At 70.2% G+C, this 15487-nt stretch carries 13 protein-coding genes; 4 read left to right on the top strand and 9 right to left on the bottom strand.

Annotation, left to right across the window (positions count from 1 at the left end; translation table 11 throughout):
* Positions 1 to 522 precede the first annotated feature (522 nt).
* The 3 genes from RH94_RS21160 to thyX form a co-directional block, all read right to left on the bottom strand.
* Positions 523 to 2208 carry a ribonuclease J gene (locus tag RH94_RS21160; RefSeq protein WP_073949085.1) on the bottom strand — a complete coding sequence of 562 codons (1686 nt, stop codon included), beginning with the start codon at positions 2206 to 2208 and terminating at the stop codon, positions 523 to 525.
* Positions 2209 to 2364: 156 nt separating this feature from the next.
* Entirely contained in the window at positions 2365 to 3264 is a 900-nt protein-coding gene (gene dapA / locus RH94_RS21155) for a 4-hydroxy-tetrahydrodipicolinate synthase (protein ID WP_073949084.1), read from the bottom strand.
* Between the two features lie 206 nt (positions 3265 to 3470).
* Positions 3471 to 4175, bottom strand: coding sequence for an FAD-dependent thymidylate synthase (thyX, locus tag RH94_RS21150; protein WP_073949092.1), 705 nt, complete (start codon positions 4173 to 4175; stop codon positions 3471 to 3473).
* Positions 4176 to 4378: 203 nt separating this feature from the next.
* Here thyX and RH94_RS21145 point away from each other — a divergent pair, with 203 nt between their 5' ends.
* Entirely contained in the window at positions 4379 to 4618 is a 240-nt protein-coding gene (locus tag RH94_RS21145; protein ID WP_073949083.1) for a hypothetical protein, read from the top strand.
* A gap of 91 nt (positions 4619 to 4709) precedes the next feature.
* Positions 4710 to 5264, top strand: a complete 555-nt coding sequence (locus tag RH94_RS21140) for a hypothetical protein (protein ID WP_073949082.1) — start codon at positions 4710 to 4712, stop codon at positions 5262 to 5264.
* A 38-nt stretch (positions 5265 to 5302) separates the two neighbouring features.
* Here RH94_RS21140 and RH94_RS21135 read toward each other — a convergent pair whose 3' ends face one another.
* From RH94_RS21135 to rpsO, 5 genes are all read right to left on the bottom strand, one after another.
* On the bottom strand, positions 5303 to 5761 hold the full coding sequence (locus tag RH94_RS21135; protein WP_073949081.1) for a tetratricopeptide repeat protein: 459 nt from the start codon (positions 5759 to 5761) through the stop codon (positions 5303 to 5305).
* Between the two features lie 32 nt (positions 5762 to 5793).
* Positions 5794 to 6546, bottom strand: coding sequence for a 4-hydroxy-tetrahydrodipicolinate reductase (gene dapB / locus RH94_RS21130; protein ID WP_073949080.1), 753 nt, complete (start codon positions 6544 to 6546; stop codon positions 5794 to 5796).
* Between the two features lie 55 nt (positions 6547 to 6601).
* Positions 6602 to 7981, bottom strand: a complete 1380-nt coding sequence (locus tag RH94_RS21125) for a M16 family metallopeptidase (protein ID WP_073949079.1) — start codon at positions 7979 to 7981, stop codon at positions 6602 to 6604.
* On the bottom strand, positions 7978 to 10203 hold the full coding sequence (locus tag RH94_RS21120; protein WP_073949091.1) for a polyribonucleotide nucleotidyltransferase: 2226 nt from the start codon (positions 10201 to 10203) through the stop codon (positions 7978 to 7980). The genes RH94_RS21125 and RH94_RS21120 overlap by 4 nt, the downstream gene beginning before the upstream one ends.
* A gap of 363 nt (positions 10204 to 10566) precedes the next feature.
* On the bottom strand, positions 10567 to 10854 hold the full coding sequence (gene rpsO, locus RH94_RS21115; protein WP_073949078.1) for a 30S ribosomal protein S15: 288 nt from the start codon (positions 10852 to 10854) through the stop codon (positions 10567 to 10569).
* 284 nt (positions 10855 to 11138) lie between these two features.
* Between rpsO and RH94_RS21110 the strand changes: the two genes are divergently transcribed.
* Positions 11139 to 11432 carry a DUF397 domain-containing protein gene (locus RH94_RS21110; RefSeq protein ID WP_073949077.1) on the top strand — a complete coding sequence of 98 codons (294 nt, stop codon included), beginning with the start codon at positions 11139 to 11141 and terminating at the stop codon, positions 11430 to 11432.
* A 96-nt stretch (positions 11433 to 11528) separates the two neighbouring features.
* On the opposite strand, the gene eccD is transcribed toward RH94_RS21110, so the two are convergent.
* Positions 11529 to 13037, bottom strand: a complete 1509-nt coding sequence (gene eccD, locus RH94_RS21105; protein ID WP_073949090.1) for a type VII secretion integral membrane protein EccD — start codon at positions 13035 to 13037, stop codon at positions 11529 to 11531.
* A 348-nt stretch (positions 13038 to 13385) separates the two neighbouring features.
* Between eccD and eccCa the strand changes: the two genes are divergently transcribed.
* Positions 13386 to 15487 (top strand): type VII secretion protein EccCa (gene eccCa, locus RH94_RS44105; protein WP_234425924.1); only part of this gene is annotated, 2102 nt, incomplete at its 3' end.

Raw genomic sequence — 15487 nt, 5'->3', positions numbered from 1 at the left:
GCCAGCGTTCGTCCTGAGCCAGGATCAAACTCTCCGTGAATGTCTACCGGTACTCCGGTGCCACACACGGGAGCGGAACCGGAGGGGAGGAATAATCCCCCTCGGTTCACAGCGTCCTCGCTGTGTTTTTTTCAAAGGAACCTCGCCCCGGCCGTGACGGCCGGAGACGGGGTATCAACATATCTGGCGTTGATTTTTGGCACGCTGTTGAGTTCTCAAGGAACGGTCGCTTCCTTCGTACTCACCCTCGCGGGCTTTCCTCCGGGCGCTTCCCTTCGGTGTTTCCGACTCTATCAGATCTTTCCGACCCGATTTCCTCGGTGCTTTCCAGGTCCGCGCTTCCGCGCTTTCCTTTCCGGCGGTTCCGACTTTACCAGAGGTTCTGAGTCGGATTTCCCGTCCTTTCCGGGAACGTCCATCGAAGCGCGTGAAGCGTTCGGGTTCCCGTCCGGGCGGAGCCGTAAACGTACTGGAGCGGGGCGCCCCGACGCAAATCGAGGCGCCCCGCTGGCCGTTCGCGTGTCAGACCTCCACGACGACCGGGAGGATCATCGGCCGGCGCCGGTAGGTGTCCGAGACCCACTTGCCCAGCGTGCGGCGGATGAGCTGCTGCAGCTGGTGGGTGTCCGCGATGCCCTCCTGGGCGGAGCGCTCCAGCGCTTCCGCGATCTTCGGGATGACCTCGTTGAAGGCGGAGTCCTCGATGCCGGAGCCGCGGGCCTGGACGTGCGGGCCGCCGGTGACCTTGCCGGTGGTGGAGTCGACCACCACGAAGACCGAGATGATGCCCTCGTCGCCGAGGATCTTGCGGTCCTTCAGCGCGGGCTCGCCGACGTCGCCCACCGAGAGGCCGTCGACGTAGACGTAACCGGCCTGGACCTTGCCGGAGATCTTGGCCTTGCCCTCGACGAGGTCGACGGTGACGCCGTCCTCGGCGATGACGATCCGGTCGTGCGGCACTCCGGTGAGGGCACCCAGCTCGGCGTTGGCACGTAGATGGCGCCATTCACCGTGGACCGGCATCAGGTTCCTCGGACGGCAGATGTTGTAGAAGTACAGCAGCTCGCCGGCCGAGGCGTGGCCCGAGACGTGGACCTTGGCGTTGCCCTTGTGGACGACGTTGGCGCCCCAGCGGGTCAGACCGTTGATGACGCGGTAGACCGCGTTCTCGTTGCCGGGGATCAGCGACGACGCCAGGATCACGGTGTCGCCCTCGACGATGCGGATCTGGTGGTCGCGGTTGGCCATCCGCGACAGGGCCGCCATGGGCTCGCCCTGCGATCCGGTGCAGACCAGGACCACCTCGTGGTCCGGCAGGTCGTCGAGCGTCTTGACGTCGACCACGAGACCCGCCGGGATCCTGAGGTAGCCGAGGTCCCGGGCGATGCCCATGTTGCGGACCATGGAGCGGCCGACGAAGGCGACCCGGCGGCCGTACTCGTGGGCGGCGTCCAGGATCTGCTGGATGCGGTGGACGTGGCTCGCGAAGCTGGCGACGATGATCCGCTTGCGGGCTCCGGCGAAGACCTGGCGCAGGACGTTGGAGATGTCCCGCTCGGGCGGGACGAAGCCCGGCACCTCGGCGTTGGTGGAGTCCGCGAGGAGGAGGTCGATGCCTTCCTCGCTCAGCCGTGCGAACGCGTGCAGGTCGGTCAGCCGGTTGTCCAGCGGCAGCTGGTCCATCTTGAAGTCGCCGGTGTGCACGACCATGCCGGCCGGGGTGCGGATGGCGACGGCCAGGGCGTCCGGGATGGAGTGGTTGACCGCGACGAACTCGCAGTCGAAGGGGCCGATGTGCTCCCGCTGCCCTTCCGCGACCTCGAGGGTGTACGGGCGGATGCGGTGCTCCTGGAGCTTGGCCTCGATGAGGGCCAGGGTGAGCTTGGAGCCGATCAGGGGGATGTCCGGCTTCTCCCGCAGGAGGTAGGGGACGCCGCCGATGTGGTCCTCGTGGCCATGGGTGAGGACGATGCCCTCGATGTCGTCGAGGCGGTCACGGATGGACGAGAAGTCCGGCAGGATCAGGTCGATTCCGGGCTGCTCCTCCTCGGGGAAGAGCACTCCACAGTCGACGATCAGCAGGCGACCGCCGTATTCGAAGACCGTCATGTTGCGGCCGATCTCGCCCAGGCCGCCGAGTGGGGTGACGCGCAGGCCGCCCTCGGCGAGCGGCGGGGGCGAGCCGAGTTCAGGATGCGGATGACTCAAAAGACTCTCCTCTACCACGCGCGCCACGTACCGGTGGGCACGTGGCGCGCGTGACGTTCGTGCAGAAGCAGTTGTCGTTGTGCGATGCGGGCACCGGTGGCCCGCCTATTCAGTTGTGAGGTCTTGGGTGGGACGGGGTGGTGCGAAGTCTCGTTGTCAGAGCTGTACCCCGCCGGCGGCAAGATCGATCTTGAGCTGCTCGGTCTCCTCGGGCGTGAGCTCGACCATGGGGAGCCGCAGCGGCCCGCCGGGCAGGCCCAGGAGGGCGAGCGCGGCCTTGGTGGTCATGACGCCCTGGGTGCGGAACATGCCGGTGTAGACCGGGAGCAGCTTCTGGTGGATCTCGGTGGCCTTCTGGACGTCGCCGGACGTGTACGCCTCGACGAGGGAGCGCAGGTCCGGGGTGACGACGTGGCCGACGACGGAGACGAAGCCGACGGCGCCCACGGAGAGCAGGGGCAGGTTGAGCATGTCGTCGCCGGAGTACCAGGCGAGACCGGAACGCGCGATGGCCCAGCTCGCCCGGCCGAGGTCGCCCTTGGCGTCCTTGTTGGCGACGATCCGCGGGTGCTCGGCGAGGCGGACGATCGTCTCGGTGTTGATCGGGACGCCGCTGCGGCCTGGGATGTCGTAGAGCATGACCGGCAGGCCGGTCGCGTCGGCGATCGCCTTGAAGTGCCGGTACAGGCCCTCCTGCGGGGGCTTGTTGTAGTACGGCGTGACGGTCAGCAGGCCGTGTGCGCCGGCCTGCTCGGCGGCGCGGGCGAGCTCGATGCTGTGGCGGGTGTCGTTGGTGCCGACGCCGGCCACGATGTGGGCGCGGTCTCCGACCGCTTCCAGGACCGCGCGGACCAGGTCCGTTTTCTCCGCATCGCTGGTGGTGGGGGACTCGCCGGTGGTGCCGTTGACGATCAGGCCGTCGTTGCCTGCGTCCACCAGGTGGGCGGCGAGCCGCTGCGCGCCGTCGAGGTCGAGTGCGCCGTCCGCCGTGAAGGGCGTGACCATGGCGGTGAGGACCCGCCCGAAGGGGGTCTGCGGAGTCGAGGTCGGAGCCATGGGTTACACGCTACTCGTTGCTCGGTGCGGAGGCTGCCCTAGGGGCTGCGACCGGTCGCGACGCGGTGGAGCCCGGCACTGCCTGCTCGGGGGTTCAGGCAGTGCCGGGTCCGTTTGACCAGGCTAGATGAATTTCTCCAAAGGCCGCAATACGGACACTTCGCGAGGCTGATCCGTACACCTGTACCTGGGCGAACGGGCGCCGGCTACGGCGCGACCCGGCCGTTGGCGTTGAAGGCGGCGTGGGTCAGCGGCATGAGCTTCGCCCACTCGGCCTCCATCTTCTCGCCGACCATCTCGATCTCCCGCTGCGGGAAGGAGGGCACCTTGGCCAGCTCGTGCTGGGTGCGCAGGCCGAGGAAGTGCATCAGCGAGCGGGCGTTGCAGGTGGCGTACATCGAGGAGTACAGGCCCACGGGGAGCACCGCGCGGGCGACCTCGCGGGCGACTCCCTCGGCGAGCAGCTTCTGGTACGCCGTGTACGCCTGCTGGTACGACTCGTCCAGGACGCTGCGAACCGTGGCGTGCTGCGAGGGGGTTCCTTCGGCGAAGACGTACTTGCCGGGGCGTCCCTCCTGGACGAGCTTGCGGGACTCGTCGGGGACGTAGAAGACCGGCTGAAGCTCCCGGTACCGCCCTGATTCCTCGTTGTAGGACCAGCCCACCCGGTGCCGCATGAACTCGCGGAACACGAAGATGGGAGCACTGATGAAGAACGTCATCGAGTTGTGCTCGAAGGGGCTGCCGTGCCTGTCCCGCATCAGGTAGTTGATCAGGCCCCTGGAACGCTCGGGGTCCTTCCGGATCTCTTCCAGTGACTGCTCGCCGGCGGTCGAGACACGGGCGGCGAACAGGACGTCTGAGTCCGAGGCGCTGGATTTGACCAGCTCAACAGTGACATCACTGCGCATGAACGGCTTGGCGTCGTCGCCGGAGATCACGAAAGGTCCTTCCCATTGCGTTTATGCTCCGCGCCCACTTTACGGGGAGCTCCGTGCGGCGCGGGCAGCACCTTGCCCCAGCCGTTTTCCGCACTTGGGCACCTTTTGGGGCACTCGGTCGTCTGTATGGGTGAGACACCCCAGTTCGACCCCGGAAAGGAGCCGTGCCCCCGATGCCCCGTCGGCGCGAGCCCGTCCCGTTCGCCTTTGTCGCCGAGGCCGACAGGTTCCGCAGCAATGTCACTCCCCCGCCCACCGAGCCCGCGTCCGCCGGCCGGATAGCCGGGCGCTGTCTGCTGGGCCTGACGATCGTCGCGGCACTGGCGGGTTCCCTGATTCTGGGGATGCCCGCGTTGACCATCACCCACTCCCCCGCCGGGACACAGCAGTCCCAGGTGTCCCACGGGCGCTGAACCCCCTCATGGCCCCCACCGGTGGTGGGCATGGACACGTACGGATAGCCTCACCGGCACAGCTCTTGCGTGGATTGAGTGAGGACCAGCCGTGCCCCTGCCCTTCCTGACGGCCGACCGCGCGTTCGACGCAGCGGATGATGTCGCGCTGCCGTTCGACGACCGCGAGCGCTGGCGGCGCCCCTACCGGCCCGGACCGTGCCGGGTGGGGGCGGCCGCCCTCCTGCTGCTGTTCGCCTCGTTCGTGCTGCTCGCGGGGGTCGTGACCGCGCTCACCGCCACGCTGTCCTCCGCCGGTGTCTGCTTCGGCCTCGCCCTGGCCGTGATCGCCGGCGCGCTGCGGCTGCTGCGCATGGGCGTGTGGGTCAGCACGCGCGGGCTGCGCCACGTGAGCTTCCTCGTCACCCGTACGACGCCCTGGGCGCAGGTGGCGGGGGTGCGGACCGTGCAGCAGCCGGTGCGCTGGCTCGGTCTGCCGCGCACGGTGCAGGGTCAGGCGCTGGTGCTCGGCCGCAAGGGCCGTGGGTCGCAGGACCTGCCGCCGCTGATGACCACCCACAACGCCGACTTCCTGGGCCGTCTGACGGCGTTCGACCGGGCCGCGGACTCGGTGGAGGCCTGGGCGGAGGAGAACAGGAGCCACTGAGACCCGGCCCACCGTCACGCACGGGGTGGTCGCGGGTGTCAGGCGGCCCCGACCGGCCGCTTGCCGTCGTGCAGGGCGATCGCCCGCTGCATCGCCTTGCGGGCACGCGGGGTGTCGCGGGCGTCGTGGTAGGCGATGGCGAGGCGGAACCAGGTGCGCCAGTCGTCGGGGGCCGCCTCCGTCTCGGCCCTGCGCCGGGCGAAGACCTCGTCGGCCGCGTCGCGGTCGACGCGCCCGCTCGGCGTGCGCTTCAAGTCGTCGACGGGCAGGCCTCCTTCGGCGTCGAGCTCGGCGGCGAGCTGGTTGGCCCGGCGGACGAACCGGGTGTTCTTCCACAGGAACCACAGACCGATCACCGGCAGGATCAGTACAGCGATCCCGAAGGTGACGGTCACGGGCGTGCCGGACTGGATGAGCAGGACGCCGCGGCTGCCGACCAGGACGAAGTAGAAGACCAGGACGGCGGCCGTGACGAGGTAGGTGATCTTCGCGCGCATGAGGGGCTCGGGCTTCGGTTTCGCTCAGGTGCTCAGTTGAGGTCGAGGAAGTGTTCCAGGCCGAAGGTCAGGCCCGGAGTGGTCACCACGCGGCGCGCGCCGAGCAGGATGCCCGGCATGAAGCTGCTGTGGTGGAGCGAGTCGTGGCGGATGGTGAGCGTCTCGCCCTCGCCGCCCAGCAGGACCTCCTGGTGGGCGAGCAGTCCGCGCAGACGCACGGCGTGGACCGGTACGCCGTCGACGTCGGCGCCGCGGGCGCCGTCCAGGGCGGTGACGGTGGCGTCGGGCGCGGGGGCCGAGCCGGCCTTGGCGCGGGCCTCGGCGATGAGCTGGGCGGTGCGGGTGGCGGTGCCCGAGGGGGCGTCGACCTTGTTCGGATGGTGCAGTTCGACGACCTCGACGGACTCGAAGTACGGCGCGGCGATCTGCGCGAACTTCATGGTGAGCACGGCGCCGATGGAGAAGTTGGGGGCGATGAGCACGCCGGTCCGAGGGGACTGGTCGAGCCAGCCCCTCAGCTGCGCGAGGCGCTCGTCGGTCCAGCCGGTGGTGCCGACGACGGCGTGGATGCCGTGCCGTACGCAGAAGTCGAGGTTGTCCATGACCGAGGCGGGGGTGGTCAGCTCGACCGCCACCTGGGCGCCGGTCTCGGCGAGGGTTTCCAGCCGGTCGCCCCGGCCGAGGGCGGCGACCAGTTCCATGTCCTCTGCGGCCTCGACCGCCCGTACCGCCTCGGACCCGATCCGGCCCTTGGCACCGAGGACCGCCACGCGCAGCTTGCTCATCTCTTGCTTCCTTACGACCAGGGGGTTGACCGGAGGGTTGTACGGCCTCGAGCGGTCAGGCGACCGCGTCGTGCAGGCGCGCGGCCTGCTTGTCCTTGAGCGGGCCGATGACCGACAGCGACGGGCGCTGTCCCAGGATGTCCCGGGCGACCTCGCGGACATCGTCCGGCGTGACCGCCGCCATCCTGGCCAGCATGTCGTCGACGGAGATCTGCTCGCCCCAGCACAGTTCACTCTTGCCGATACGGTTCATCAGCGCACCCGTGTCCTCCAGGCCGAGGACGGTGGAGCCCTGGAACTGGCCGATGGCGCGGCCGATCTCGTCGTCGGTCAAACCGTTGTGGGCGACGTGGTCGAGTTCGTCGCGGCAGATCCGCAGGACGTCGTGGACCTGGCTCGGGCGGCAGCCGGCGTAGACGCCGAACAGGCCGCAGTCGGCGAAGCCGGAGGTGTAGGAGTACACGCTGTAGGCCAGGCCGCGCTTCTCCCGGACCTCCTGGAACAGGCGGGAGGACATGCCGCCGCCGAGGGCGGTGTTCAGCACGCCCAGGGCCCAGCGGCGGTCGTCGGTGCGGGCCAGGCCCGGCATGCCGAGGACGACGTGCGCCTGCTCCGTCCGGCGGTTCTGGAGTTCCACCCGGCCCGCGGTGCGCAGGTTGCGGCGGCCGTCGCGCGGGGCGACGGGGGCGGCCTGACCGTTCCTGAAGGCGCCGGCCTTCTCGAAGGCGGCGCGGACCTGGCGTACGACCTTGGCGTGGTCGATGTTGCCGGCGCAGGCGACGACCAGGTGGGTGGGGTCGTAGTGCTTCCTGTAGAAGCGGCGGATGCTGTCGGCGGTGAGGGCGTTGACCGTGTCGACGGTGCCGAGGACGGGGCGGCCGAGGGGGCTGTCGCCGAACATGGTGTGCGCGAACAGGTCGTGCACGCAGTCGCCGGGGTCGTCCTCGGTCATGGCGATCTCTTCGAGGATCGCGCCGCGCTCGACGTCGACGTCCTCCTCGAGGATCAGCGAGCCGGTGAGCATGTCGCAGACGACGTCGATCGCGAGCGGCAGGTCGGTGTCGAGCACGCGCGCGTAGTAGCACGTGTACTCCTTCGCCGTGAACGCGTTCATCTCGCCGCCGACGGCGTCGACGGCGGCGGAGATGTCCAGTGCGGACCGGCGGGAGGTGCCCTTGAAGAGCAGGTGCTCCAGGTAGTGGGTGGCGCCGTTCAGCGCCGGCGTCTCGTCGCGGGAACCGACGTGCGCCCAGATGCCGAAGGTGGCGGAGCGTACGGAGGGCAGGGTCTCGGTGACGACGCGCAGGCCGCCGGGGAGGGTGGTCCTGCGGACCGTGCCGATGCCGTTCTCGCCCCTGATGAGGGTTTGGGTACGGGCGACGGCCCGCTCCTCCGAGGAGGAGCGGGCCGTCGCCTTGAAGCCACGGGACGTCACTTGCCGGCTTCGTCCTTCTGCTCTTCGTCGCCGCCGTCTTCCTCGCCCTCGATCACGGGGATGAGGGAGAGCTTGCCGCGGGAGTCGATCTCGGCGATCTCGACCTGGACCTTCTGGCCCACGCCGAGCACGTCCTCGACGTTCTCCACGCGCTTGCCGCCGGCCAGCTTGCGGATCTGCGAGATGTGCAGCAGACCGTCCTTGCCGGGCAGCAGGGAGACGAACGCGCCGAAGGTGGTCGTCTTCACGACCGTACCGAGGTAGCGCTCGCCGACCTCGGGCATCGTCGGGTTGGCGATGCCGTTGATCGTGGCGCGGGCGGCCTCGGCGGACGGGCCGTCGGCGGCACCGATGTAGATCGTGCCGTCGTCCTCGATGGTGATCTCGGCGCCCGTGTCCTCCTGGATCTGGTTGATCATCTTGCCCTTCGGGCCGATGACCTCACCGATCTTGTCGACCGGGATCTTGACGGTGATGATCCGCGGGGCGTTCGGGGACATCTCGTCGGGCCGGTCGATGGCCTCCATCATCACGTCGAGGATGTGGAGGCGCGCGTCGCGGGCCTGCTTGAGGGCCGCGGCCAGGACGGAGGCCGGGATGCCGTCCAGCTTGGTGTCGAGCTGGAGGGCGGTCACGAACTCCTTCGTACCGGCGACCTTGAAGTCCATGTCGCCGAAGGCGTCCTCGGCGCCGAGGATGTCGGTCAGCGTCACGTAGTGCGTCTCGCCGTCGATCTCCTGGGAGATCAGGCCCATGGCGATACCGGCGACGGGGGCCTTGAGCGGCACACCGGCGTTCAGCAGCGACATGGTGGAGGCGCAGACCGAGCCCATGGACGTCGAGCCGTTGGAGCCGAGGGCCTCGGACACCTGGCGGATCGCGTACGGGAACTCCTCGCGCGCGGGCAGCACCGGCACGAGCGCGCGCTCGGCGAGGGCGCCGTGGCCGATCTCGCGGCGCTTGGGGGAGCCGACGCGGCCGGTCTCACCGGTGGAGTACGGCGGGAAGTTGTAGTTGTGCATGTAGCGCTTGCGGGTCACCGGGGAGAGGGTGTCCAGCTGCTGCTCCATGCGGAGCATGTTGAGGGTGGTGACGCCCAGGATCTGGGTCTCGCCACGCTCGAACAGCGCGGAGCCGTGCACCCGCGGGATGGCCTCGACCTCGGCGGCCAGGGTGCGGATGTCGGTGACACCGCGGCCGTCGATGCGCTTCTTCTCCTTGATGACGCGCTCGCGGACCAGGGTCTTGGTCAGCGAGCGGTACGCGGCGGAGATCTCCTTCTCGCGTCCCTCGAACTCGGGCAGCAGCTTCTCGGCGGCCAGCCCCTTGACGCGGTCCAGCTCCGTCTCGCGCTCCTGCTTGCCGGCGATGGTGAGCGCCTGGGCGAGCTCGGGACGGACGGCGGCGGTGAGCGCCTCCAGGACGTCGTCCTGGTAGTCGAGGAAGATCGGGAACTCGCCGGTCGGCTTGGCGGCCTTGGCGGCGAGGTCCGACTGGGCGCGGCACAGCACCTTGATGAAGGGCTTCGCGGCCTCCAGACCGGCGGCGACGACCTCCTCGGTGGGGGCCTCGGCGCCGCCCTCGACCAGCTTGACGGTCTTCTCGGTGGCCTCGGCCTCGACCATCATGATCGCGACGTCGCCGTCCTCCAGGGCGCGGCCGGCGACCACCATGTCGAAGACGGCGTCCTCGAGTTCGGTGTGCGTCGGGAACGCGACCCACTGGCCGCGGATCAGCGCGACGCGGACGCCGCCGATCGGGCCGGAGAAGGGCAGGCCGGCCAGCTGCGTGGACGCGGACGCGGCGTTGATCGCCACGACGTCGTACAGGTGGTCGGGGTTGAGCGCCATGACGGTGCAGACGACCTGGATCTCGTTGCGCAGGCCCTTCTTGAAGGACGGGCGCAGCGGGCGGTCGATCAGGCGGCAGGTGAGGATCGCGTCCTCGGACGGCCGGCCCTCACGGCGGAAGAAGGAACCGGGGATCTTCCCGGCCGCGTACATGCGCTCCTCGACGTCGACCGTCAGCGGGAAGAAGTCGAGCTGGTCCTTGGGCTGCTTGGAAGCGGTGGTGGCCGACAGCACCATGGTGTCGTCGTCCAGGTACGCCACGGCGGAACCGGCGGCCTGCCTGGCCAGGCGGCCCGCCTCGAAGCGGATGGTACGGGTGCCGAAGGAGCCGTTGTCGATCACGGCTTCGGCGTAGTGGGTCTCGTTCTCCACCAGCGTTTTCTCCTCGTCGTCGTCCCGCTCGCCCGTGTGGCGGGGGACGGTGGCGGAGAAGCGCGCCGTCTGGTGCGGGCCGGTCTTCGATCGAAGCACCCGGGATCCTTCCCCCGGGGGCCACTACCGAGGACCGGCGGCGGCGAGGTGCGCTTCTCCTCGTTCGTCGGGCGTGATGACGCCGTACCCCTTGCGGGCGGGTCGTATCACGCCACGTCATACGTTGTGCGTCGCGCTGTGCGCGTCTTGCTCCGTGCGTTCTGCTACCACACTACAAAGCGGCGGTGACAGTCCGCACGTTTCCTGCATACGGCGAAGGGAGCGGCCCCTGCTCTCCGGGGGAACCGCTCCCTTCACGGCGTCTTACTTGGCGCCCGCCGCACCACGGCGGATGCCGAGGCGGTCGACCAGCGCACGGAAGCGCTGGATGTCCTTCTTGGCGAGGTACTGCAGCAGGCGGCGGCGCTGACCGACCAGGATCAGCAGACCACGGCGGGAGTGGTGGTCGTGCTTGTGGGTCTTGAGGTGCTCGGTCAGGTCGGAGATCCGACGGGAGAGCATGGCGACCTGGACCTCGGGGGAGCCGGTGTCACCCTCCTTGGTACCGAACTCGGCGATGATCTGCTTCTTCGTGGCGGCGTCGAGCGACACGGGTACTCCTCATGGTCTGTGGGTTGCCACCGAGTGCCCCCGGTCTTCTCCTCGGGGGGACTTCCGTTACTCGGGAGGCGGGGATCCGCTGGGCGCGGCCTCCAGGGCCCGCAGGGTCACCTGCGGAGGCGTCCGGGGGTGCGTACACAAACGGCCGCCAGCCAGAATACCAGGCCGGGGCGGGGCCCTTTGCCGCGGTCCGGCAGGGGTTCCGGGTGGGGACGGGCCAGCCACTAGGGTGAGCGCCGACACCGTAGGGACACGTCTGGAAGGGGTCGCCGCGCATGGCGGAGACGGAAGCGGAGACCAAGGCACGCAAGGAGCGGGAGCGCGACGAGCTGTACGCCCTCGACATCTCGGATGTGGAGTGGCACTGCGCGCCGGGCACGGAGGAGCACGAGGAGCGCGTCGAGATCGCCCACCTTCCCGACGGCGCCGTGGCCATGCGCTCCTCCCTCGACCCCGACACGGTGCTCCGTTACACGGAGGCGGAGTGGCGGGCGTTCGTCCTGGGCGCCCGGGACGGGGAGTTCGACCTGGAGCCGGCGCCGCGCGACGGGGGGCCCGCGCAGGAGTGAGGAGCGCGCGGAGGTGACGGGGGGTGGCACGCGCGCGTGCCACCCCCTTGCTCCTTCCGGTGTTCCTTCCGGCCCGGTGCGTCCGCGACCGGTGGCTCAGCCGGTCATCGCGCGCACCGTCGCGTACACGTCGAACACGGCCAGGGCCAGCGGCACCAGGGTGAGCAGGACGAAGCTTTCCGCGATCTCCAGGAAGCGGCCCCAGAAAGGGGTGACGCCGCGTCGCGGAGCGATCAGGCCGATGGCGGTGACCAGGGCGGCTGCCGCGCCGACGGCGGCCACGAGCCAGACGCTGCGCATGTCGAGGGCGGTGGTGTCGCCCTGCAGCGCGTCACGCACGTACGCCACGGGCGGGTGCAGCGCGAGGCCGACGCCGAGGAAGGCGAGGGCGGCCAGGCCCGCGGCCAGGGTGGCGGCGACCTGGGCGGTGTAGCGGAACAGGCCGGCGCGCATGAGCATCGCCACTCCGGTCGCGAACGCCAGGAGCTGGGCCCAGACGTCGCTGGAGAAGCCGAGGACGATCGACGCGCCCACCGAGACGAGCGCACAGCCGCCGACGAGACCGACGAGCAGTTCGTGACCGCGGCGGGCCTGCGCCGCGACGCGCTCGGCGTCCACGGGCTCGTGCGCGTCCGGCTCGCCCTCCGAGTAGGCGCCGCGCGAGGGCGCGGGCGCGTCGAAGCCGATGGGCAGCCGCGCGAAGCGCACGGACAGTCCGGGCAGGAAGGCCAGCGCGCCCACGGCGAGCGGGGCGCAGACGGCGGCCGTCTCGACGGGCCCGAGGTCGGTGAGGATCCCGACGAACGTGGTGACCAGCCCGACCGCCGAGGCGAAGACGAACGCCACGAAGGGGCCGTCACCGCCCGGCGACACCAGGGTGAGCACGACGGAGGCGAGCAGGACCGCCGTGCAGGCGAGCAGGAACTGGAGTCTTCCGATGCCCTGCCCGTCGGCGAGCGGCAGCAGTCCGGATCCCGCCACGGCGATGTTCGGCAGTGCGCCCAGCCCCAGGGCGACCGCGGAGCCCCGGTCGTCGTACACCCGCGCGCGTACGCACGCGACGGCGGTCAGGAGCACTCCTGCGACGGCGGCGAGGACGCCCTGAAGGCTGTGCATGTCGTGGCGGATCTGCGAGCTCCAGGCCACGAACGCCAGCAGCGCGGGCAGGATGCAGCCCGCGACGAGACCGGCCGCCCGCGTCAGCTCGCCGTTCCACAGCGCCCGGTCGCGGGTGACGGCGGAGGCCACCGCCTCGGAGACGTCGTCGAAGACGGCGGGCGGCAGCGACTCGGCGAACGGGCGCAGCGTGAGCAGTTCGCCGTCGAGGATGCGCTGCGCCGCGAAGGAGCGGGAGCTGTCGAGGACGGTGCCGTCGCGGCGCACGAGGTGGTACCCGACGGGCGCGCCCTCGGCGGGACTCTGCCGGGCGAGCCGCAGGATCTCCGGGTACAGGTCCGCGACCGGCACGTCGTCGGGCAACGCCACGTCGATGCGGCTGTCGGGCGCCACGATCGTGACCCGGCAGAAGCCGAACCCGGTGCCCGCCCCGGAGGGAGCTCCGGTACCCGGTCCGGCGTTCGGCCCGGCTGACGCGGAGGCCGTCATGCTCACCTGTTGCTCCCCCTCGTTGGTGGTGGGGCCGGCCGGCACATCGCCGCGCACGCCCGACCGTGGAAATCACGTGTACGTTCCGGCGGGAGTTCGTGCGGCGCCTCCCTCACTGCCGGGGTCAGCTGCGCCGCCTCATCCGGAAGGTGCCGGAGACACTCGCTTCGAACGTCGTGAACGACCCGATTCCATCAGGGCGGTCCGCGACCGCTCACACGTCTCGCCCGGCACCCTACCGCCCGCCGGAACCGGCGGTTGTCAGTAGGATCGCGGTTCGCGATCGGCGTCCGCCCGACACGGGGCGGCGGACGGAACTCCTCGGTCGGGCAAGGGAATCGGTGCGCAGTGAGCCATATCGTCGTCAAGCGTCCGCCGCGGGCACTGCCGAAGGACGTACCCACGGACGAGATCGTGCTGCAGCCCCCGCCGGAACTGCCTCGCGGGCAGCAGGAAGGCGCACTGATGCAGCTCCTGCCCATGCTCGGCATGGGCGGTTCGGTGGTGTTCTTCTTCAACCCGCAGGCCCAGCCCTTCATGAAGATCATGGGGATGGTGATGATCGCCTCCACCATCGCCATGGGCGTCTCCATGCTGGTCCGTCACCGTCGCGGCAATCAGGGGCAGATGGCCGACGTCCGCCGTGACTACCTGCGGTACCTGTCGCAGACCCGGCGCACGGCCCTGGACGCCGCGCGGGCCCAGCGCGACGCCCAGTACTACCTGCATCCCTCACCCGAGCAGCTGTGGGCGCTGGTCGCCGAGGGCGGCAGGGTGTGGGAGAGGCGCACCGGCGACGAGGACTTCGGGCAGGTGCGCGTGGGGCTCGGCCCGCAGGCCCTGGCCGCTCCCCTCGTCCCGCCGGAGACCGCCCCCGTGGACCAGTTGGAGCCGCTGACCGCGGGTGCGATGCAGCGTTTCCTCGCCACCCACAGCACGCTCGAGGACCTGCCCATGGCGGTCTCGCTGCGCGCCTTCCACCACGTGACGGTCAGCGGCGAGCCGACGACCGTACGCGGCATGGCCCGGGCCCTCATCGGCTCCCTCGTCTCGCTGCACTCCCCCGAGGACATGCTCGTCGCCGTCGCCGCCCATCGGGACGCCGCACCGGAATGGGAGTGGGCCAAGTGGCTGCCGCACAGCCAGGCCCCGGGCGTCGCGGACGGCGCGGGCAGCCGGCGCCTGATCACGACCGACCCGGTGGAGCTGGAGGACCTGCTCAGCACTCGCCTCCAGGGCCGGCCGCGCTTCCACCCGGAGGGGCCGCCCGTTCCCGAGCAGCCGCATCTGGTGATCGTGCTCGACGGCGTCTCCCTGTCGCCCGTGTCCCTGCTGGCCGCCCCCGAGGGTCTGCAGGGAGTGACGGTCCTGGAAGTCGTGCCCGGAGAGCTCGCCTCCGGGCGGGGGGACCTCTCCGTCGTGGTGCGCCCGGACGAGCTGCGGCTGGAGTCCGCCCACGGCATGGTCTACGAGGGGACGCCGGACGTCCTGTCGTACGAGGCCGTGGAGGCGCTGGCCCGGCAACTGGCTCCGCTGCGGGTCGCGTCGGGCGGTGACGACGACGAACCGCTGCTCGCCAACCTGGAGTTCACCGACCTGCTGAACCTGGGCGACGCCGCCTCCGTCGACCCCGAGCGCACCTGGCGGCCGCGCGCGCAGGCCGAGAGGCTGCGCGTACCGATCGGTGTCGGCGAGGACGGCCGGCCCGTGATGCTCGATCTCAAGGAGGCGGCCCAGGAGGGCATGGGCCCGCACGGCCTGTGCGTGGGTGCGACCGGTTCCGGCAAGTCGGAGCTGCTGCGCACCCTGGTCCTCGGCCTGGCCGTGACCCACTCCTCCGAGACGCTCAACTTCGTCCTCGCCGACTTCAAGGGCGGTGCGACGTTCGCGGGCATGGCCCAGATGCCGCACGTCGCGGCCGTCATCACCAACCTCGCCGACGACCTCACGCTCGTCGACCGCATGGGCGACTCGATCCGCGGTGAGCTCAACCGCCGCCAGGAGATGCTCCGCGACGCGGGCCACTACGCCAACATCCACGACTACGAGAAGGCGCGCGCGGCCGGCGCACCGCTCCAGCCGATCCCCTCACTCGTCCTGGTGATCGACGAGTTCAGCGAACTGCTGACGGCGAAGCCGGACTTCATCGACATGTTCGTCCAGATCGGCCGCATCGGCCGGTCGCTGGGCGTGCACCTGCTGCTCGCCTCGCAGCGGCTGGAGGAGGGCCGGCTGCGCGGGCTGGAGACCTATCTGTCGTACCGGATCGGTCTGCGCACGTTCTCCGCCGCCGAGTCGCGGGCCGCCCTCGGTGTCCCGGACGCCTACGAGCTGCCGAACGTCCCGGGTTCCGGCTTCCTGAAGTTCGGCACCGACGAGATGGTGCGTTTCAAGGCCGCGTACGTCTCCGGCGTGTACCGCACGGGTTCCGAGCAGGCGGCCGCGCTCGG

Origin of the sequence: Streptomyces kebangsaanensis (assembly GCF_001906585.1) — a bacterium.
GTDB lineage: Bacteria > Actinomycetota > Actinomycetes > Streptomycetales > Streptomycetaceae > Streptomyces > Streptomyces kebangsaanensis.
The sequence above is the reverse complement of the archived record's forward strand: the minus strand, read 5'-3'. Positions and strand labels throughout refer to the sequence as shown.